General features: G+C 53.0%; 22 protein-coding genes, 1 pseudogene and 1 other annotated feature. Of the genes and pseudogenes, 8 read left to right on the top strand and 15 right to left on the bottom strand.

The window, feature by feature from the left end:
• Window positions 1–112 (top strand): integrase core domain-containing protein (locus ACLBVC_RS09765; protein ID WP_410149687.1); only part of this gene is annotated, 112 nt, incomplete at its 5' end.
• Between the two features lie 172 nt (window positions 113–284).
• On the opposite strand, the gene ACLBVC_RS09770 is transcribed toward ACLBVC_RS09765, so the two are convergent.
• Together ACLBVC_RS09770 and cls are read right to left on the bottom strand one after the other, a co-directional pair.
• The gene (locus ACLBVC_RS09770; RefSeq protein ID WP_195812954.1) at window positions 285–614 is read right to left on the bottom strand and encodes an HI1450 family dsDNA-mimic protein; all 330 of its coding nucleotides are present in this window, start codon (window positions 612–614) and stop codon (window positions 285–287) included.
• Between the two features lie 75 nt (window positions 615–689).
• Complete coding sequence (cls, locus tag ACLBVC_RS09775) at window positions 690–2150, bottom strand: cardiolipin synthase (RefSeq protein WP_410149444.1); 1461 nt, start codon at window positions 2148–2150, stop codon at window positions 690–692.
• Between the two features lie 290 nt (window positions 2151–2440).
• Between cls and ACLBVC_RS09780 the strand changes: the two genes are divergently transcribed.
• A complete protein-coding gene (locus ACLBVC_RS09780) occupies window positions 2441–2623 on the top strand; it encodes a YciY family protein (protein WP_015697085.1) in 183 nt (60 codons plus the stop codon).
• Here the strand turns inward: ACLBVC_RS09780 and ACLBVC_RS09785 are convergent, their stop codons facing one another.
• From ACLBVC_RS09785 to ACLBVC_RS09795, 3 genes are all read right to left on the bottom strand, one after another.
• Window positions 2624–2785, bottom strand: a complete 162-nt coding sequence (locus ACLBVC_RS09785) for a YnfU family zinc-binding protein (protein ID WP_015697086.1) — start codon at window positions 2783–2785, stop codon at window positions 2624–2626.
• 117 nt (window positions 2786–2902) lie between these two features.
• The gene (locus ACLBVC_RS09790; protein WP_410149445.1) at window positions 2903–3193 is read right to left on the bottom strand and encodes a TFIIB-type zinc ribbon-containing protein; all 291 of its coding nucleotides are present in this window, start codon (window positions 3191–3193) and stop codon (window positions 2903–2905) included.
• 174 nt (window positions 3194–3367) lie between these two features.
• Complete coding sequence (locus ACLBVC_RS09795; RefSeq protein ID WP_410149446.1) at window positions 3368–3664, bottom strand: YciI family protein; 297 nt, start codon at window positions 3662–3664, stop codon at window positions 3368–3370.
• A gap of 224 nt (window positions 3665–3888) precedes the next feature.
• Between ACLBVC_RS09795 and ACLBVC_RS09800 the strand changes: the two genes are divergently transcribed.
• A complete protein-coding gene (locus ACLBVC_RS09800; protein WP_410149447.1) occupies window positions 3889–4620 on the top strand; it encodes an energy transducer TonB in 732 nt (243 codons plus the stop codon).
• Window positions 4621–4697: 77 nt separating this feature from the next.
• Here the strand turns inward: ACLBVC_RS09800 and yciA are convergent, their stop codons facing one another.
• The 4 genes from yciA to ACLBVC_RS09820 form a co-directional block, all read right to left on the bottom strand.
• On the bottom strand, window positions 4698–5138 hold the full coding sequence (gene yciA / locus ACLBVC_RS09805) for an acyl-CoA thioester hydrolase YciA (protein ID WP_104921632.1): 441 nt from the start codon (window positions 5136–5138) through the stop codon (window positions 4698–4700).
• Between the two features lie 79 nt (window positions 5139–5217).
• Window positions 5218–5757, bottom strand: a complete 540-nt coding sequence (locus ACLBVC_RS09810; RefSeq protein ID WP_410149448.1) for a septation protein A — start codon at window positions 5755–5757, stop codon at window positions 5218–5220.
• 99 nt (window positions 5758–5856) lie between these two features.
• Window positions 5857–6612, bottom strand: coding sequence for a YciC family protein (locus ACLBVC_RS09815; RefSeq protein ID WP_410149449.1), 756 nt, complete (start codon window positions 6610–6612; stop codon window positions 5857–5859).
• Window positions 6613–6700: 88 nt separating this feature from the next.
• Window positions 6701–7102, bottom strand: a complete 402-nt coding sequence (locus ACLBVC_RS09820; protein ID WP_410149450.1) for a YkgJ family cysteine cluster protein — start codon at window positions 7100–7102, stop codon at window positions 6701–6703.
• 292 nt (window positions 7103–7394) lie between these two features.
• Here ACLBVC_RS09820 and ompW point away from each other — a divergent pair, with 292 nt between their 5' ends.
• Complete coding sequence (ompW, locus tag ACLBVC_RS09825; protein WP_410149451.1) at window positions 7395–8027, top strand: outer membrane protein OmpW; 633 nt, start codon at window positions 7395–7397, stop codon at window positions 8025–8027.
• Window positions 8028–8098: 71 nt separating this feature from the next.
• Here the strand turns inward: ompW and ACLBVC_RS09830 are convergent, their stop codons facing one another.
• The 6 genes and pseudogenes from ACLBVC_RS09830 to ACLBVC_RS09855 all read right to left on the bottom strand — a co-directional run bounded on the left by ACLBVC_RS09830 (window position 8099) and on the right by ACLBVC_RS09855 (window position 15214).
• Window positions 8099–8413, bottom strand: coding sequence for a BON domain-containing protein (locus ACLBVC_RS09830; protein ID WP_410149452.1), 315 nt, complete (start codon window positions 8411–8413; stop codon window positions 8099–8101).
• 225 nt (window positions 8414–8638) lie between these two features.
• Entirely contained in the window at window positions 8639–9445 is an 807-nt protein-coding gene (gene trpA / locus ACLBVC_RS09835) for a tryptophan synthase subunit alpha (protein ID WP_410149453.1), read from the bottom strand.
• The gene (gene trpB, locus ACLBVC_RS09840; protein WP_152325927.1) at window positions 9445–10635 is read right to left on the bottom strand and encodes a tryptophan synthase subunit beta; all 1191 of its coding nucleotides are present in this window, start codon (window positions 10633–10635) and stop codon (window positions 9445–9447) included. The genes trpA and trpB overlap by 1 nt, the downstream gene beginning before the upstream one ends.
• A 43-nt stretch (window positions 10636–10678) precedes the next feature.
• Window positions 10679–12043, bottom strand: coding sequence for a bifunctional indole-3-glycerol-phosphate synthase TrpC/phosphoribosylanthranilate isomerase TrpF (gene trpCF, locus ACLBVC_RS09845; RefSeq protein ID WP_410149454.1), 1365 nt, complete (start codon window positions 12041–12043; stop codon window positions 10679–10681).
• Window positions 12044–12046: 3 nt separating this feature from the next.
• Window positions 12047–13650: pseudogene (gene trpD, locus ACLBVC_RS09850) on the bottom strand (bifunctional anthranilate synthase glutamate amidotransferase component TrpG/anthranilate phosphoribosyltransferase TrpD).
• Between the two features lies 1 nt (window position 13651).
• Complete coding sequence (locus ACLBVC_RS09855) at window positions 13652–15214, bottom strand: anthranilate synthase component 1 (RefSeq protein ID WP_410149455.1); 1563 nt, start codon at window positions 15212–15214, stop codon at window positions 13652–13654.
• Window positions 15215–15256: 42 nt separating this feature from the next.
• Window positions 15257–15359: a sequence feature (Trp leader region), on the bottom strand.
• A 336-nt stretch (window positions 15360–15695) separates the two neighbouring features.
• Here ACLBVC_RS09855 and rnm point away from each other — a divergent pair.
• From rnm to cobU, 4 genes are all read left to right on the top strand, one after another.
• Window positions 15696–16619, top strand: a complete 924-nt coding sequence (gene rnm, locus ACLBVC_RS09860; protein ID WP_410149688.1) for an RNase RNM — start codon at window positions 15696–15698, stop codon at window positions 16617–16619.
• A gap of 71 nt (window positions 16620–16690) precedes the next feature.
• Window positions 16691–17311, top strand: a complete 621-nt coding sequence (locus tag ACLBVC_RS09865) for an L-threonylcarbamoyladenylate synthase (RefSeq protein WP_410149456.1) — start codon at window positions 16691–16693, stop codon at window positions 17309–17311.
• Window positions 17312–17893: 582 nt separating this feature from the next.
• Window positions 17894–18814 carry a 23S rRNA pseudouridine(2605) synthase RluB gene (gene rluB / locus ACLBVC_RS09870; RefSeq protein ID WP_259228644.1) on the top strand — a complete coding sequence of 307 codons (921 nt, stop codon included), beginning with the start codon at window positions 17894–17896 and terminating at the stop codon, window positions 18812–18814.
• Window positions 18815–18936: 122 nt separating this feature from the next.
• A complete protein-coding gene (gene cobU / locus ACLBVC_RS09875; RefSeq protein WP_410149457.1) occupies window positions 18937–19491 on the top strand; it encodes a bifunctional adenosylcobinamide kinase/adenosylcobinamide-phosphate guanylyltransferase in 555 nt (184 codons plus the stop codon).
• The last annotated feature ends 3 nt before the right edge of the window (window positions 19492–19494 follow it).

The following is a 19494-nucleotide window of genomic DNA, read 5'->3' on the forward strand; positions in this document are numbered from 1 at the left end:
AATCATGCAGGCAAGAAAGATGGTCAGGGAGTCGGTGGAAATCTACAACACGCAGCGGCCCCATCAGTCGTTAAAATACAAAACGCCCGATGAAGTTCATCGGGCGTTTTGAGGCTGAGAAGTGTCAACCTATATCAGGACTGGTCAAACACTCCACTAACCCAAAATCATCCGAGTTGTATTAAGGCGGCAACTGAATAAATCCCCGGGAGCATACATAAGTATGTGACCGGGGTGAATGAAGGCAGCCAACGCAGGGACAGCTTGAAGGATGACGGGTAAGATTATTCTTTCCAGAGGATGTGACACAGCTTATGATCTTTCTCGCGGCACAATAAAACACGCGCGAAAATATCATTAATCGGCTGGTCTTCCGCATCGGCCAGGCCGATGACGACTTCGGCGAAGAAATCCGGGTTTAAGTCGAAATCAACATGCTCAACCCAGTCTTCCGCCGGATCATATAATTCAGCGCCGCCGCGTTCTTCAAATTGCAGATTGAAGATCAGGATATCTGCCGGGTCAAGGTTATCTCCGGCCAGTTCCAGAAAGATGTCATAGGCTTGTTCAAGCGTTTCGTCTTCGGTCAGGCGATTATTCAGGTCCATATTAATTCTCGTTTACAGATGAATGTGTTCAGGCTTATAAAAGCCAGTACTGCGTGTATTACATCACGCCCGACGCGGCTTTTACAGCAGCGGACTGAAAAAGTAGAACAGACGTTCAACGATGCGGTGCCAGAAAGGCCGTTTAAGCCACGCCTCAACATCCAGCAGATGTGAACGGGCAATATAATCTTCCTGCACACGCCCCAGATCATCACCAAATCCGGCATCATCAATGACCAGCGTAATCTCGAAATTCAGCCACAGGCTGCGCATATCCAGATTCACGGTGCCGACCAGACTGAGCTGGCCATCGACCAGAATACTTTTGGTATGCAACAGACCGTCTTCAAACTGATAAATTTTGACACCGGCTTCCAGCAGTTCGCCAAAGAATGCCCGGCTCGCCCAGCCAACCATCATTGAATCGTTCTTCATCGGCAGAATAATACTGACGTCCACGCCCCGCTGTGCGGCGGTACAAATCGCGTGTAACAAATCATCGCTCGGCACGAGATACGGCGTGGTCATCACCAGTTGTTCACGCGCAGAATACGTGGCGGTCAGAAGCGCCTGATGGATCATATCCTCCGGGAAACCCGGACCGGACGCGATCACCTGAATGGTGTGGCCGCTTTCCTGCTCGAACGGCATCTGATTGAGATCGGGCTCCGGCGGCAGAATGCGTTTACCGGTTTCAATTTCCCAGTCACAGGAATACACAATCCCCATGGTGGTGGCCACCGGGCCTTCCATGCGTGCCATCAGATCAATCCACTGGCCTACGCCGGCATCCTGTTTGAAGAAGCGCGGATCAACCATATTCATGCTACCGGTATAGGCGACATAGTTGTCGATGAGCACGACTTTACGGTGCTGGCGTAAATCCATGCGACGCAGGAACACGCGGAAAAGATTTACCTGTAACGCTTCCACGACTTCAATACCGGCATTGCGCATCATGGCCGGATAAGGGCTGCGGAAGAACGCGACGCTGCCAGCGGAATCCAGCATCAGGCGGCAGTGGATCCCGCGACGCGATGCGGCCATCAGCGATTCTGCAACCTGATCCACCAGCCCGCCGGGCTGCCAGATGTAAAACACCATCTCGATGTTGCTGCGTGCCAGACCGATGTCGCGCATCATGGCTTTCAGCACGTCATCACTGGTTGTCAGCAGTTGCAGCTGATTGCCTTTAACACCGGCAATGCCCTGGCGGCGTTCGCAGAGCTGGAAAAGCGACGCGGCGATTTCGCTGTTTTCAGTGGCAAAAATACGTTTGCAGTCTTTGAGATCGTTCAGCCAGCGCGCCGTTGAAGGCCACATGGCTTTTGCGCGCTCGGCGCGGCGTTTACCTAAATGCAGTTCACCGAATGAAAGATAGGCAATAATACCGACCAGCGGAATGATGTAGATAATCAGCAGCCACGCCATGGCGGAAGGCACTGCGCGGCGTTTCATCAAAATGCGCAAGGTCACGCCGGCAATCAGTAACCAGTAACCGAAAACCAGAAGTCCGCTGATTACCGTATAAAATGTTGTCATAAAGGCGAAAAATCCTGTTCGCAAGCTGTCGAAGTGAGTGTACGGGAAAGGGGGGAACTTTTAACCAACTTTATCCCACCAATCAATCAGCTACCTCTTAAATCTGTATCTGATTAATAAAACTTTCACTGTCCTGACATCAAGGTTAGCTGATAACGCTGAATAAGGGAAAAAACAAGACTTGGATCACAACGTCATCGGCCTATAATGTCCCCGCAGTTTTTTACGATGAGAAATTTTCCGGCTAAGAAACGCTTCCGTTAATAACGGTCATCACGGGACACAGGTGAATGAAACGCAGTAAAAATGAAGTCGGCCGCTGGCGCATGTTACGCCAGACTCAGCGCCGGAGAAGCCGCTGGCTGGAAGGTCAGTCGAGACGCTATCGTCACATCTACCGAATTCGTCAGATTCATCATCAGCAACATCAGCGTTTGTCATTGTATGCCGTGAACTACGAATGGAATGCGTGATTAGCGGGATTTAGGCTGAAACAGCGCGCCACATTTTTTACACACCAGCGTGGAGTTTTTGCGAACTTTTGCGCTCATCTGTTCAGAAACGTAACCGCATTCCGGGCAGGTGACCTTCGTGGTCGTACTGGTTAGAAACTTCAATCCGTCGAAGAATGACATAGTGCTTACCTCGTGGGCAGGGGTAGGCATCCTAACACACAACGGATGAAAGCAATGTGACGGCTTTGGAGAAATGGCGCCAGAGCGGTTTCTGCTTCGGCGCGCGTTTTCCGTTACTCAGTCGAAAAGCTCTGAAAGAAAACTCTTCTTTTTAAGCGGCTTTTGTGAGGAATAGTGCCCGCGATTGTCATGCCCGCTGTGATGCCGGTGTTCGTCGCGGCGCGCAGGTTCTTCATAGCGCGGTGCGGAAGGGCGTTCCGTCTGCTGGATCACCGCGGATTTCTCGATGATTTTATCCAGCTCTCCCCGATCCAGCCAGACGCCACGGCAATCCGGGCAATAGTCGATTTCTATACCCTGACGTTCTGACATAACCAGCTGACTTTCTTTGCATACAGGACATTGCATATCGGGCTCTCCGCTCGGTATTGATTAATAAGTGATGCAGTGAATGTTCAGGTAACCAGATATTTAGACAATCAGTTGCTGTAAGCAAAAGTAAAGTTGCTTAAAAGGAGGGCACCGGCTGGGATGAAACGCAGATAAGCAGAGGGCGGGCAGCCTGAGACTGCCCGTCGGAAATCAGAATACGCGTTTGAACGGTTTCACCGTCACTGATTTGTAGACACCCGCGTCGACATAAGGATCAGCGTCAGCCCATACTTTGGCGGCTTCCAGCGTTTCAAATTCGACGACCAGCAGGGAACCGGTCATACCCGCAGTGCCGGGATCTTCGCTGTCGATGGCCGGTGTCGGGCCGCCAACCAGGACGCGGCCTTGTTCCTGTAATTTTTTCAGACGTTCGATGTGCGCCGGGCGCGCAAGTGTGCGTTTTTCCAGTGAGTCGGAAACGTCTTCAGAATAAATAACGTAAAGCATGAGTCACCTTTATTGAGTTTTTATTGAGTTTTTATTGAGCAATTTCAGGTCGCCGTCGGCAGTCTGATCATTTTGCAGAATTAACATAGCTAAACCTGAAGCCCGGGGAAAGTGCTTTGCGTGGGATCAAAGCAAAGGTTATTTGAGAATAGTTGTCATCTCGGTGTTGAATATGATTGCTATTTACATTTAAACTTGCGGCTTCATGGGGAAAATGAATCATTATGCCGCTAAAAAAGTTTAGATTTATCCGCAAGGTTACGTTGCCTGCCGTTCTTTCTGTCACTTTGCACATTGCTGTTATTGCGGGTGTTTTGTACATGGCAGTCGGTGAGTCAATCAAGTTGCCGACGCAGGAACAGAAAGTCATGAGTGTGACGATGGTCAACCCGGCTGACTTTGCGCCACCTCCGCCGCCGCCACAGCCGGAACCAACACCGCCGGAACCTGAGCCTGAACCGGAAGTGGTGCCAGAGCCTCCGCCGCCGCCGGAAGCGGTTGTGATTCCAGAACCGCCGAAGCCTAAACCTAAGCCGGTGAAAAAACCGGTCGTGAAGCCAAAAGTGAAACCGGTTGAACGCCCGGTGGAAAAACAAACGCAAACGGTACAAACCGCGCCTGTCACCAGCAATCAGCCGGTTACGAAGCCCGTGAGTCAGCCGCCTGCATCCACCAATGCTCAGAGCAATACCGGGCCACGACCGCTGCAACGTGGTGAGCCGATGTATCCTGCGCGTGCGCTGGCGCTGCGTATCGAAGGGCGCGTCCGCGTCCAGTTTGATGTCGACGGTGATGGCCGCGTACAGAATATCCGCGTACTTTCCGCTGAGCCGCGCAACATGTTTGAACGTGAAGTGAAACAGGCGATGGGGAAATGGCGTTACGAACCGAAAGCGGCCAGTAATTTAGTGGTCAACCTGGTGTTCAAAATCAAAGGCGGCACCACCGTCGAATAACAGGTCATCGCGCCTGTTATGCCATAAAAAAGGTCGCCTTTCCGGCGACCTTTTTCGTTGAAGCTGTGGGAACTGAATTAATCCTGGGAAACACCGCCAGAATCGACACTGAAATTGCTGCGGCCATCAGGCAACTGACGTGATTTCCCAGACTCATCCACCGCAACGTACGTGAACACCGCTTCAGTAGCTCTGTAGCGCTGCCCGATAGGTTCAGAAGAGACCTTCTTCACCCAGACTTCGACGTTAATAGTGATCGAGCTGTTACCGGTACGAATACAGCGTGCATAACAACACACCACATCACCCACGGCGACCGGCTTGAGGAACGTCATACCGTCCACACGAACGGTCACTACGCGGCCTTTAGCGATTTCCTTCGCCTGGATTGCGCCGCCCATGTCCATCTGTGACATCAGCCATCCGCCAAAGATATCGCCGTTTGCATTGGTATCAGCAGGCATGGCCAGCGTGCGCAGTACCATTTCACCATTGGGTAAACTTTGTTTTTCGTTCATGTTTGATTGCTTCACAGTGATCAATGTTTTAATTCAAAACAACGAAGGCCTTCAAAAGAAGGCCCGTGCAGAAGAATGCTTATTTTTTTTCATCATCCGGCATATGCCGGTAAATATAGATACCGCTCAATAGCGTGAAGACCAGCGTCAGGACGGTCAGCCCGAACACTTTGAAGTTAACCCAGACATTTTGCGGCAGCCAGAACGCGACGTAGATATTTGCCAGACCGCACAGCAGGAAAAAGATCGCCCAGCTGACATTCAGCTTATTCCAGACGTGGTCGGGAAGGGTCAGCTCTTTACCCAGCATCCGCTGAATCAAAGGTTTTTTCAGCACCAGCTGACTTATCAGCAAAGCGCCGGAGAACAGAACGTAGATGACCGTCACTTTCCATTTGATAAATTCATCGTTATGGAAGACCAGTGTCAGGGTGCCAAAAACAGCCACCATGGCGAAGGTGATTAATGTCATTTTCTCAATTTTGCGATACACCACCCAGGTGATGATGAGCGCCAGCGCAGTGGCCGCGATCAACGCGCCCGAAGCGACAAAAATGTCGTAAAGCTTATAAACCACAAAAAAGACAATCAGGGGAAGAAAATCGAGGAGCTGCTTCATACTTCATTCCATGTTTTATGTATGGGATGACTATACCGGAATCATTTACCGGACAAAAGAAAAGGGCGCCTGAGCGCCCTTGAAAAAGTTATGTCACTATTAAACATGTAATTTCATGTAAAGACGGAACAGATAGATCAGGATAAATGCCGTGATGACATTGCTGAGCGCGCCGAAAATGACCGCGCTTATCATCGGATTCAAAGCACTTAATACACCGACGAAAAGCATCAGAACCACCTGCGCCAGAATCCACATCAAAACACCCGGCGCAACCAGGCGTACATGGCTAAAGGCCAGACGGGTGCTCAGACGCATGGCTTTAAACATTCCAACCTGCTCTTTACAGGCGATGATTGGCGACATTGACCAGGCAATGGCAATCAAAAATGCAGGTACGAAAAGCAGCGCCAGACCAAGACGGAACATCACGCTGAAGACGAACAGCAAAAGGATTAAACGCGGCAACACCGGCAACGAAGCCGTCACGACCTGCGTGACGCTGGCACGAACGCCCTGAGAAACCAGCTGGATAAGGGTCAGAACACCGCCAACCAAAATGACATTGCCTGCCAGCGTCGAGAACAGCGCCGCAATGCTGTAGCGGAAAATTGCGCTTTGCTGTTCCGGCGTGACCTGTTGTTCAATGAAACCCATCATATCGGCGACGCTCATGCCCGCCATGTTGTTCATAAGTTGCCCGATAGCATCAAGCTGATCGGCTGACGGGCTTAAAATCCAGCTCAATATGACGGTAATTAATGCGGCCAGAACGGCAAGCGAAAAAACGCTACCGAGCTGATTGCGCATAAAATTATAACTGTCACGGTACAATGTACTGGCCGTGATAGACATGGACGCTCCTTGGCACAAGCTAAAAATAACAAGGCGGGGATTGTAACCTGTAATGGCCCCCCGCCGATACTTTTGCGCTGACTTCCTGTCAGTCAGCCTGATGAATCTCTGCCAGTTCTGATGCGAAAGCACTGACATCAATCATCGGTAAATCCACCTCCAGCGGCGGCAGGCCATAACGCGCGCGCGCGCGATCGCAGGCCTGATTCGCCACACCGTTCAGCCCCGACTGATCAAACTCGCGGCAGGGTGTCGGGCGGTTAAGGTAAACAGAACACGAAACCGATTGTCCCACTTCCCCTTCCAGAGCCACACAGCGAGGCGTCTTGCTGTTGGTGCCTTTCATGCAGCTCAAAAAAGGCGTGACTTGTTCTGTCAGTGCCTGCGGAACAAGACCGCCAGCCTCTTCAGACTCAGCCCAATAAAATGAAACACGGAAATAGGCGCAACATGCGCCACAGGTCATACAAGGATTATTAATTTCGCTCATCTTGGGAAGCTACCGACTCCTTACGGCACCAAACCAAAAACAACCGGGTTCAGGCAAATTACGCAGCGGCATTTTTTTAAGCAATCGAAATTTGATGCTTTTGTGAAATAACTAAAATCCCTCATTTTTGATGTAGATCAATTCCTTTGTTTTTAAAGGTTTAGATCAGATTGAGAAAGATGCAATTTCTGAAAAATTGTTTTAAAGATGTGATCCCGCTTTGATCAAACCATACCAAAGAGTAGGTATCATTCGCGCGGCCAATGAATAAACCATACAAAGGGAAGGGATAATGAAAGCAGCATATTGGGCATTACTGGCAGCAGCGGCATTTCCGGCAATCGCGAGCGCACATGAAGCAGGGGATGTGATTGTTCGTGTCGGGACAGCAACCGTTCGTCCAACCGAAGGTTCAGACAACGTGCTGGGGCTGGGTTCTTTTAACATCAATAACAACACACAGATGGGTTTGACGTTCGGCTACATGTTCACCGACAACATCGGGATGGAACTGCTGGCCGCGACGCCGTTCCAGCATAAAGTCGGTCTGAAAAGTACCGGAACGATCGCTGAAGTGAAACAGTTGCCGCCGTCATTGATGGCGCAATACTACTTCGGGGATAAGCGTGACAAACTGCGCCCGTACCTCGGTTTGGGTATCAACTACACCACATTCTACGATACGAATTTCAACCAGACCGGGCGCGATGCCGGGCTTTCTGATCTGAGCGTGAAAGATTCCTGGGGTGTGGCAACGCAGGCGGGTCTGGATTACAACCTGGATGATAACTGGCTGATCAATATGTCCGTCTGGTGGATGGATATCGATACAGAAGTTAAATTCAAAGCGGGCGGCGAGCAGCAAAACATCAACACCCGGATTGATCCATGGGTCTTTATGTTTGGCGTCGGCTATCGTTTCTGATATTGCCAGTCACGTTGCATAAAAAAGAGGCGCTTAAGCGCCTCTTCGCATTTCATCACAAGCGTGCCTGATTATTTCAGTCGCATATCGTTTTCGATCGAACGAACCCCTGCCACGCCACGCGTTACCTGTACCGCACGGTTTGCATCCGCTGTTGAAGTCACGAAGCCACTTAACTGAACACGGCCTTTGAAGGTCTCCACGCTGATTTCAGTTGATTTGATGGTCTTATCGGCCAGCAGGGCAGATTTGACTTTCGTGGTGACTACGGTGTCATCAATGTAACCCCCTGTGCCTTCTGATTTTTTTGTCGGTGCGCAGGCAGCCACGGCCATGACGACGACAGCAGCCATGCAGAAAGCGGACAATGTCTTGAATAGCTTCATAAATAACTCTCCATGCTTTGTTATAAAACCAAAAGTCACACGATTAAGACGCCGGCAAACAATACTTAATGCACCCGTATTGTTATTGATTTGCCGAGTGATTTTAGTTTGGATTATTGATGAGTTTTATACAAATCGAAAGGAGAAAAAAACGTAAGAATTTAAAAGAAACAGAACCTTAGTCAGGAGGATGAATAAGGTTCTGTCTGGCAGAAACGATCGTGATTATGCGCGGGTGGCGGCTTTCATTTCACTGACGAAACGGGAAAGCTGAGCCAGCATTTCAGAAGGCTGGTGCAGATTGTTTTCAATAATGCGCACCGTCGCGGAACCTGAAATCGCCCCCGCTGCGCCCGCTGCCAGCGTTTCTTTCACCTGCGAAGGTTCAGAAATACCGAAGCCCTGCAAAGGCGGGGCTGCGTTATATTCACGTAACTTATCGACCAGGTGATTCAGCGGTGTCAGCGCGCGTTTTTCCGTCCCTGTCACACCGGCGCGGGACAGCAAATAGGTGTAGCCGCGACCATGAGAGGAAATCTCACGCAGCAGATCGTCTGACGCATTCGGCGGACAGATGAAGATCGGTGCGATGCCGTGACGCAATGCCGCCGCGCGGAACGGGGCAGATTCTTCAAATGGCACGTCGGCGACCAGCACAGAATCCACGCCCACTTCAGCGCAACGCTGGTAGAAAGTTTCGATGCCGTTATGGAATACCAGATTGGCGTACATCAGCAGGCCAATCGGGATATCCGGATGTTTTTCACGAATGCGCGCCAGGATATTGAAGCATTGTGTTGGCGTCACACCGGCGGCAAACGCGCGCAGGTTGGCGTTCTGAATCGTCGGGCCATCGGCGAGCGGATCAGAGAACGGAATGCCCAGCTCCAGCGCGTCGGCACCGGCTTCAATCAGCGTGTCGATAATAGAAAGCGACAGCTCAATGCCCGGATCGCCCAGCGTCACGAAGGGAACAAAGGCACCTTCTTTTTTGCTTTCCAGACGCTTAAATAATTGCTGATAACGTTCCATTAAATTTCTCCCCGGGCAGTCAGGATGTCATGTACGGTGAAAATATCTTTGTCGCCGCGGCCTGACAGATTCACCACCAGAATTTGTTCTTTCTCTGGCGTTTCCTTGATGAGTTTCAGCGCGTAAGCCAGCGCGTGTGAAGATTCCAGCGCCGGAATAATCCCTTCATGGCGTGACAATTCTTTAAAGGCGTCCAGTGCTTCGTCATCGGTAATCGACACATATTCCGCGCGGCCGATGCTGTTAAGGAAAGCATGCTGCGGCCCGACAGACGGGAAATCCAGACCGGCAGAAATGGAATACGATTCTTCAATCTGGCCTTCTGAGGTTTGCATCATCGGGGCTTTCATCCCGAAATAGATGCCAACGTGTCCGTGTTTAAGCGGTGCGCCGTGTTGCCCGGTTTCGATACCCAGCCCACCTGGTTCAACACCAATCAACTTCACGCTGGTGTCATCGATAAAATCAGCAAACATGCCGATTGCGTTAGAGCCACCGCCGACACAGGCGATCACGGCGTCCGGAAGGCAGCCTTCGCGTTCCTGCATTTGCGCTTTAGTTTCTTCGCCAATCATGCGCTGGAATTCACGCACAATTGTGGGATAAGGATGCGGACCCGCAGCGGTTCCCAGCATATAGTGAGCGGTTTCGTAGCTGCCAGACCAGTCGCGCAGTGCCTCGTTACAGGCATCTTTCAGCGTGGAAGAGCCGCTGTGGACCGGGATCACTTCAGCGCCCATCAGACGCATACGGAACACGTTCGGTGACTGGCGTTCAATGTCTTTCGCGCCCATATAAATCCGGCATTTCAGGCCGAGCAGAGCACAGGCCAGAGCGGATGCCACGCCGTGCTGACCCGCACCGGTTTCAGCGATGATTTCGGTTTTGCCCATGCGCTTAGCCAGCAGCGCCTGACCCAGCACCTGGTTCGTTTTGTGCGCGCCGCCGTGCAGCAGGTCTTCACGCTTGAGGTATAGCTTGGTTTTGGTGCCTGCGGTCAGGTTTTTACACAATGTCAGCGCCGTCGGGCGGCCTGCATAGTTTTTCAGTAAATCGATGAATTCAGCCTGAAACGCCGGGTCACGCTGCGCGCTGACAAAAGCTTCTTCCAGCTGCACCAGCGCAGGCATCAGAATTTGCGGGACGTACTGGCCGCCAAATTCGCCGAAGTAGGGATTAAGTAAAGTCATGTGATTCCATCCTGTCTGTCAATTTTTGCGTCACTGCGGGGAATTAATAAGCCCGCAATGTCTGGAATACAGCGGTAATTTTACCCGCATCTTTAATGCCCGGCTCGCTCTCGACGCCTGAATTGAAATCCAGACCCGCACAACCGAGCTGCGCGGCTTCGACGCAATTATCTGCGCTCAGGCCACCGGCCAGAAGAACATTGCTCAGGTCTTGCCCGGCCAGCTTGCTCCAGTCGAAACGATGCCCTGTTCCGCCTTTCCCGTTATCGAGAACGTAACGGTCAGCGTGATTCAGATTACGTGCCGGCATCGTGTCTTTCACGCTCAGCGCTTTCCAGATCTGCACCGCAGAAGGCAGTTCACTGCGCAGGGCATCGATATAAGCCTGATCTTCATCGCCATGAAGCTGCACGGCGGTGAGATTCAGTGCCTGAGCGGTTTTCACGACGTCAGTCAGTTGGGCATCACGGAACACGCCGACGTATTTCATCGGTGCGCCGTTTTGCACTTCTTTCGCCTGCGGCTGTGTCACGAAGCGCGGAGAGGCGTCGACAAAAATCAGGCCGCCGTAAATCGCGCCGGCGTCATGCGCGGCTTTCGCATCCTGCGCACGCGTCAGGCCGCACACTTTGTTGTCGCCAAGCAGTACACGGCTGACGGCGGTGTTCAGGTCTGGCTCTGACATCAGCGCGCTGCCAATCAGGAAACCGTTGGCAAAACGGCTGAGTTCGCGGATCTGGCCGTATGTATTAATGCCGGATTCGCTGATGACCGTTACGCCGTGCGGTACGCGGGGTGCCAGTTCACGCGTGCGGTTCAGGTCAATCGATAAGTCACGTAAATCACGGTTATTGATGCCGACGACTTTGGCTTTAAGATTGACCGCGCGGTCTAATTCTTCTTCATTACTGGCCTCGGTCAGCACACCCATATTCAGGCTGTGCGCGACGGCGGCGAGTTGCACGTATTGTTCATCGCTGAGTACAGACAGCATCAGCAAAATGGCATCGGCCTGATAAAAGCGCGCCAGATGAATCTGATACGGGTCGATAATGAAGTCTTTGCACAGCACCGGCTGCGTGACGGTTTTGCTCACCAGCGGCAGAAAATCAAAGCTGCCCTGGAAGTATTTTTCGTCCGTCAGAACGGAAATGGCCGATGCGTAGTTTTTGTAAACACCGGCAATTTCTACCGGATCAAAGTTCTCGCGGATCTTTCCTTTGGAAGGAGAAGCCTGCTTGCACTCAAGAATAAAAGCCGTTCTTGCGCCCTGAAGCGCGTCGTAAAAACTGCGCTGGCTTTGAGTTATTTCGTTCTGAAAGCTGGCCAGCGGTTGTTGTTCTTTGCGTGCCGCGACCCAAATTTCCTTATCGCGAACAATCTTGTGGAGCACGGTTTCCTGCTGCATCACTTATCCTCTTGCTGCCAATGCAGTCACGCGCTGGTAGGGTTCACCGCTGCGCATGACATCTAAAGCCTGTTGAGCGTTTTGCTTCAAATCTTCCTGACCGAAAAGACGCAGTAACATCGCCACATTGACGGCTACCGCGGCTTCATGGGCCGGATCACCTTTACCTTGTAATAAGCGTGCCAGAATGTCACGGTTTTCTTCCGGCTCGCCGCCCAGCAGGGATTCGATCGGATAATTGTCCAGCCCGAAGTCCTGCGGTGTCACTTCATAGGTGGTGATTTCGCCGTCTTTCAGTTCAGCAACCTGTGTTGCCGAGTGAATCGCCACTTCATCCATTCCGCCGCCGTGAACCACCGCCGCACGCTCGTAACCGAGGGCGCGCAGGGTTTCCGCAATCGGTTTCACCAGTTCCGGGCTGTACACGCCAATCAGTGCCAATGGCGGACGTGCCGGGTTAATCAGCGGGCCGAGCACGTTGAACAGCGTGCGGGTTTTCAGCGCTTTACGCACCGGCATCGCATGGCGGAAACCGGTGTGGTATTGCGGTGCGAAAAGGAAACACACATTCAAATCGTCCAGCGCCGCGCGGGATTCCTCCGCTGGCATATCCAGACGAATGCCGAAAGCGGCCAGTAAATCCGATGAACCTGAACGGCTGGACACACTGCGGTTGCCGTGTTTCGCCACGCGTGCGCCACAGGCCGCCGCCACAAAGGCGCTGGCGGTGGAAATATTGATGCTGTTGGTGCCGTCGCCGCCGGTGCCGACGATATCTGCGAACGGATAATCAGGGCGCGGGAACGGCTCGGCGTGAGCCAGTAACGCTTTTGCGGCACCGGCGATTTCAGCGGGCTGCTCGCCTCGCACCTTCATGCTGATCAGCGCCGCCGCTAACTGCGCGGGTTCCAGCTCACCGTTCACGATGGCGGTAAATAACTGCTGGCTTTCTTCCTGTGTCATCGCCTGAGCCTGATACAGATTTTCGAGAATGCCGGGGATGGTTTGCGTTTTCATGACAGTTCTCCTTACGCCAAAGCCCAGGCCAGTGTCTGCTCAAGCAGACGAGCGCCCTGTGAAGTTAAAATGGATTCCGGATGGAACTGGAAGCCGCAAACGCGATCTTCTTCGTGACGAACTGCCATTACCATGTCGCCGTAGCGGGCGTTAACCGTCAGCCCTTCGGGGATCTGACTGCCGACCAGCGAGTGATAACGCGCCACCGGCAGCGGGTTATTCATACCCGCGAACATCGCTTCGTTGTCATGCGTAATAGAAGAAGCTTTACCGTGCAGGATTTCACCCGCCTGACCGACGAAACCGCCGTAGGTTTCAACAATCGCCTGATGTCCGAGACAGATACCGATAATCGGCAACTGACCGCGCAGACGTTTCAGCAGTTCCGGCATACAGCCCGCTTCAGACGGTGTACCCGGGCCCGGAGAAAGCACCAGCACCGGTTTTTCCAGCTGGCTGAGCTTTTCTATAATCACGTCAGCCGGGATCTGATTGCGGTAAATCACTACGTTATGTCCACTGGAACGCAGCTGATCGACCAGGTTGTACGTAAAGGAATCCACGTTATCGATGAGTAAAATATCGGCCATCTTAAAATACCTCTTTCGCATTGTGGGCAGTGGCGATGGCACGCAACACGGCACGGGCTTTATTACGGGTTTCGTCAGCTTCGGCTTGTGGTACAGAATCGAGCACCACGCCGCCGCCCGCCTGGACGGTGGCGATGCCATCTTCCACATACGCGGAGCGGATGACGATGCAGGTATCCAGATCACCGTGCGCGGTGAAGTAACCGACTGCGCCGCCGTAACTGCCGCGCCGGGTTTGCTCAGATGCAGAAATCAGCTGCATGGCGCGGACTTTGGGTGCGCCGGTCAACGTGCCCATATTCATGACGGCCTGATAGGCGTGCAGCACGTCCAGATCGGCGCGCAGCGTGCCAACAACGCGGGACACCAGATGCATCACGAAGGAATAACGGTCAACTTTGGTCAGGTCAGCGACGTAACGGCTGCCCGGTTCGCAGATACGCGCCAGATCGTTACGCGCTAAATCAACCAGCATCAGATGCTCGGCCAGCTCTTTATGGTCGGTACGCATTTCCAGTTCGATACGGCTGTCGAGATCCAGATCAAGCGAACCGTCAGCACGACGGCCACGCGGGCGAGTACCGGCAATCGGGTAAATTTCAATCTGGCGGTTGGTGGCATCGTATTTCAATGCGCTTTCCGGTGACGCGCCGAACAGCGTGAAATCGTTGTCCTGCATGAAGAACATATATGGACTTGGGTTGTTGTTTTTCAGCGTTTCGTAGGCCGCCAGCGGAGCAGGGCATGGCAGGGAGAAACGGCGTGACGGCACAACCTGAAAGATTTCACCGGCGCGGATCGCCACTTTCATTTTCTCAACCACGGCACCAAACACTTCATCGGTCTGGTTCACGCTTAACTGCATTTCCGGCACGCTCTGGTGAGGAATGGCGTGCGCCGGCAATTGCAGCTGATGTTGCAGCTGTTCCAGACGCTCATGCAGACGCTGTTTTTCTTCAGAAGATGGCGTAAACAGGCTGGCCTGCAAACGGCAGGTGCGGTTCTGGTGGTCGAGCACCAGCAGGGTTTCCGCCAGATAGAAGCAGAAATCCGGGCAACGCTGATCAGAGGCTAACTGCGGCAAATCTTCAAAACCGGCAACCAGGTCATAAGCAAACAGGCCTCCGAGGAACATCGCTTCACGCTCATGTACCGGAGATTCCACCGAGGTCAGAATGCTGCGCAGGGCGTCGAAAACGGAGCGGGAACGCAGACGGGCATCTTCATCCTGCATCTGGTCGATCGCCGGGAAAGTCAGCTCGCGGCCATTCGGGCGCACGTCATTGCGAATTTCAGACGGCAGCGCGCTGTCAATCAGCGGCAGCAAAGACGCACCGTTAGGGGTGAGTGCCTGAATGGAAACCCGGGAACCCAGCGCGGTGATGCGCAGGGCGCTGTCGACAATCAACAGGCTCTTCAGGTTTTCTTTGCTGGTCACTTCTGAGGATTCCAGCAGCAGGGTAGCCGGACGTGCGCCGCACAGCTGATGGAAGATGGCCGTTGGATCGCCGCGGTAACATCCTTGTGCGGTCAGCAATTCTAAACATGGTTTTTGAATAGTCATTTTGCTTCCTGAAATTTTATGAACATTTTCATACAGACGGCCACAAAAAAGCCCGCGTTAAGCGGGCTTCGGAAATCTTGCAGCGTCTGATGACAGCTATGCGTGATTACTCCGCCCGACAAGGGGAAGTACGCCACCAGCTGAGAACCGCCATCATGTGAGTTTTCATCATCAGACACTCTTTTTAAGTTTGGGAAAGTTCGTGTTTATAAAAACTGCGCGTTCTTAAAACCTAAACTTTCTGAATTCGTTTGTCACGCCGTTCATTACTGAATCATTCCGTGAACTTGCGTACTAGTAAACTAGTTCATGAAGGCAAAGTCAACCCTGAATTTGTCTGATCTCACACCTTTAGTGCGGTCAGATTGTTATCGCACCGTAACCGTGCGTAAAAACCCGGTGAAATCATCCTGACGTGCAAAGCCCTAACGCGTTATGATAAGTGCTGCATTCAGAAACAGGTTAAATCCCCGACGTGACGATGACTTCGCCAACAACAGCTTCACCCTCAGCAGACGATCAGACTTCCGGCACTGCATTCAGGATATACGATCTCCACAGCCACACGACGGCATCGGACGGCTATTTAACGCCCGAAGCGCTGGTGGCCCGCGCCGTTGAAATGCGGGTTGGAATTCTGGCGATCACCGATCATGACAGCACCGAAGGGCTGGCGCGTGCGGCGCAGGCGATCGCCAGCCAGCAACTGCCACTGCAACTGGTGAACGGCGTTGAGATTTCGACGCTGTGGGAAAACCACGAGATCCATATCGTCGGATTAGGCATCGACCCTGAACATCCGGCGATGGTGAGTCTGCTGAAAAGTCAGGCCGAACTCCGCCAGCAGCGCGCACAGGAAATGGGCAACAGGCTGGCGAAAGCGCGCATCGACGGTGCGTGGGAAGGGGCACTGCGTCTGGCGCAGGGCGGAGCCGTCACCCGCGCCCATTTTGCACGCTTTCTGGTCGAATTTGGCGCGGCGGATAACATCGCGCAGGTCTTCAAAAAGTACCTCGCCAAGGGTAAGACCGGCTACGTTCCGCCACAGTGGTGTACAATAGAACAATCTATTGAAGCAATTCATCAGTCTGGCGGGCAGGCCGTCGTCGCGCATCCGGGACGTTATGACCTGTCGACAAAATGGCTGAAACGCCTGCTGGCCTATTTTTCTGAGCACGGCGGTGATGCGATGGAAGTCGCGCAATGTCAGCAAGCGCCCAACGAACGCGCGCAGCTGGCGGCGTATGCCCGCGATTATCATTTGCTGGCCTCGCAAGGCTCTGATTTCCATCAGCCCTGCTCGTGGATTGAACTGGGGCGCAAACTTTGGCTTCCCGCAGGTGTGGAACCGGTGTGGAAAAACTGGCCGGTCACGGAAAAAAAGCCTGAAATTGAACTGGTCTGAACCCTGCTTTGTAACGTCATTTTTTATGATGACCTCACAGAGGGCAGACCTGAAAAGAATTGAGAGGAACAATGAGTCAATATTTCTATATTCATCCTGAAAATCCGCAGCCACGTCTGATCAGTCAGGCGGTTGAATTGCTGCGCAAAGGGAATGTGATCGTTTACCCGACCGATTCGGGCTACGCGCTGGGCTGTCGCCTGGAAGAAAAGAACGCGATGGAGCGCATATGCCGTATCCGTCAGCTTGACGGCAACCACAATTTCACGCTGGTCTGCCGCGATTTGTCTGAGCTTTCTACTTACGCTTATGTAGATAACTCGGCTTTTCGTCTGATCAAAAATAACACGCCGGGCAACTACACGTTCATTCTGAAAGCGACGAAAGAAGTGCCGCGCCGGTTGATGAGCGAAAAACGTAAGACGATCGGTTTACGTGTGCCGTCGAACCCGATTGCGATTGCACTGCTTGACGCGTTGGGTGAACCGCTGATGTCCACCACGCTGATGCTGCCGGGCAATGACTTTGCGGAATCTGACCCGGAAGACATCAAAGATCGTCTGGGTAAACTGGTCGATCTGGTCATTGACGGCGGTTCGCTGGGTCAGCAGCCGACCACGGTAATTGATCTGACCGAGTCAACGCCGGAAGTGGCCCGCGAAGGCGCTGGCGATCCGGCACCGTTCCGTTAATCGCTGTTTGAAAAATAATCAGCCCGTAAATCCCTTAGCAGGATACAAATTGGGGATAAATGTGTATAATGGCGGGCTGACTTTTTTGTAAGTCGTTGTATTAAAGCGCAATAAACGAATTTTGGCGGGCAGACAATGGGTCACATTGTGCTGCCGGCTCCCCCCGACGCCTGTGAAGGCGACAAATGAGGCTGCTCAATGAGCGAGAAGTATAATTCCCAGAAGCACACCAGCGATAAATCCAAACCGGCACGTTCGTCTGGTGACAAGCCTAAAAGCGGCAGAAATTCCGGCGCAGCGAAAAGCCGTCCGGAACCGTCGCGGGCTGAAAAGCGTGGTGAAAAGCCACGTACCGATAAGCCACGTACCGATAAGCCACGTTCTGACAAACCGCGCACTGATAAGCCGCGTGCTGATGCAGGTCGCAGCGATTCACGTTCTGATTCCCGCATTGAAAAACCCCGCATGGGCAAACCGGCACGTCCGGACAACGCGCGCGATGATAAAAAGCGTCCGCTGAAACCGCGTGGCACCAGGCCTAAAGCTGAAACACTGTTTGATGAAAACGGTGATGAAGAAGAAGTGAAGTACCAGAAGCCGAAAAACGCGCTGGACAGCACTGAAGGGCAAACCGAAAAACTGCAAAAAGTTCTCGCGCGTGCGGGCCACGGTTCACGTCGTGAAGTTGAAGCGATGATCCAGGCTGGCCGCGTCAGCGTTGACGGTAAAATCTCGACGCTGGGCGATCGGGTTGAAGTCACCGGCGGGACAAAAATCCGTCTCGACGGCCACATCCTCTCGGTGATGGAGTCTCAGGACACTGTCTGCCGCGTGCTGGCGTATTACAAACCTGAAGGCGAACTGTGTACGCGCAGTGATCCGGAAGGGCGTCCGACCGTGTTTGACCGTTTGCCGAAAATGCGCGGTTCACGCTGGATTGCCGTGGGTCGTCTGGACGTAAACACTTCCGGCCTGCTGTTATTCACAACCGACGGTGAACTGGCTAACCGCCTGATGCACCCGAGCCGTGAAGTGGAACGTGAGTATGCGGTACGCGTATTCGGTCAGGTTGATGATGAAAAAATCAAGCAACTGAGCCGTGGCGTACAGCTGGAAGACGGCCCTGCCGCTTTCCGCTCCATCAAATTCCAGGGCGGCGAAGGTCTGAACCAGTGGTACAACGTGACCCTGACAGAAGGACGTAACCGTGAAGTTCGTCGTCTGTGGGAAGCCGTTGGCGTGCAGGTGAGTCGTCTGATCCGCGTGCGTTACGGTGACCTGAATCTGCCTAAAGGCCTGCCTCGCGGCGGCTACAAAGAGCTGGATCTGCCGGACATCAACTATCTGCGCACACTGGTTGATATGACCGAAGAAACCGTCAGCAAACTGCCGGTTGAGCGCGATCGTCGTCGTGTTAAAGCTAACCAGATCCGTCGCGCCGTTAAGCGCCACACGTCTGTGGCTCCGGCACGTCGTACCACCGGACCGGCTAAACGGGGTTAATCGCTGACAAGCGAACGGCTAACCGTTATGCTCATCAACCGCAGCTCTCACCGGCTGCGGTTTTTTTTGCTCAAAAATCAGGGCGAAACATGATTGTTCGCTCAACCCAAAGGAAGCCGATTATGATGCTGATTACCGGGGGGGCGCGCAGCGGTAAAAGCCGTTTTGCCGAACAGATCGCAGAAAAGCGGGGCGGAGACGTGTTGTATATCGCCACGTCAGCGGTGACCGATACAGAAATGGCCCAGCGGATCCGCTTCCACCAGCAGCAGCGTCCGGCGCACTGGCACACGTTTGAAAGTCACCGTGATTTAGGCGACGTTGTGCGCCTGAAACAGACTGAATTCCCGACGATCGTGATTGAATGCATCACAACGCTGATTACCAATCTGCTGTTTGATATGGCCGGTGAAGCTGAGCCGGAAGCGATGGATTTCACCGCCATCGAACAGCATATTCTGGCGCAAATCACTGATCTTACTGACGCCGCGCAGCATTGTGAAACGGAAGTGATTTTCGTCACCAATGAAGTCGGCATGGGAATTGTGCCGGATAACCTGTTGTCGCGGCGCTTTCGTGACATCGCCGGGCGGGTGAACCAGCAACTGGCGGCTGCGGCGGATGATGTATATCTGGTGGTTTCCGGGATCCCGGTGCCGGTAAAAACTTCTGCGTAAAAA

The organism is Rahnella selenatireducens (genome assembly GCF_046449555.1).
Classification (GTDB): Bacteria; Pseudomonadota; Gammaproteobacteria; order Enterobacterales; family Enterobacteriaceae; genus Rahnella; species Rahnella selenatireducens.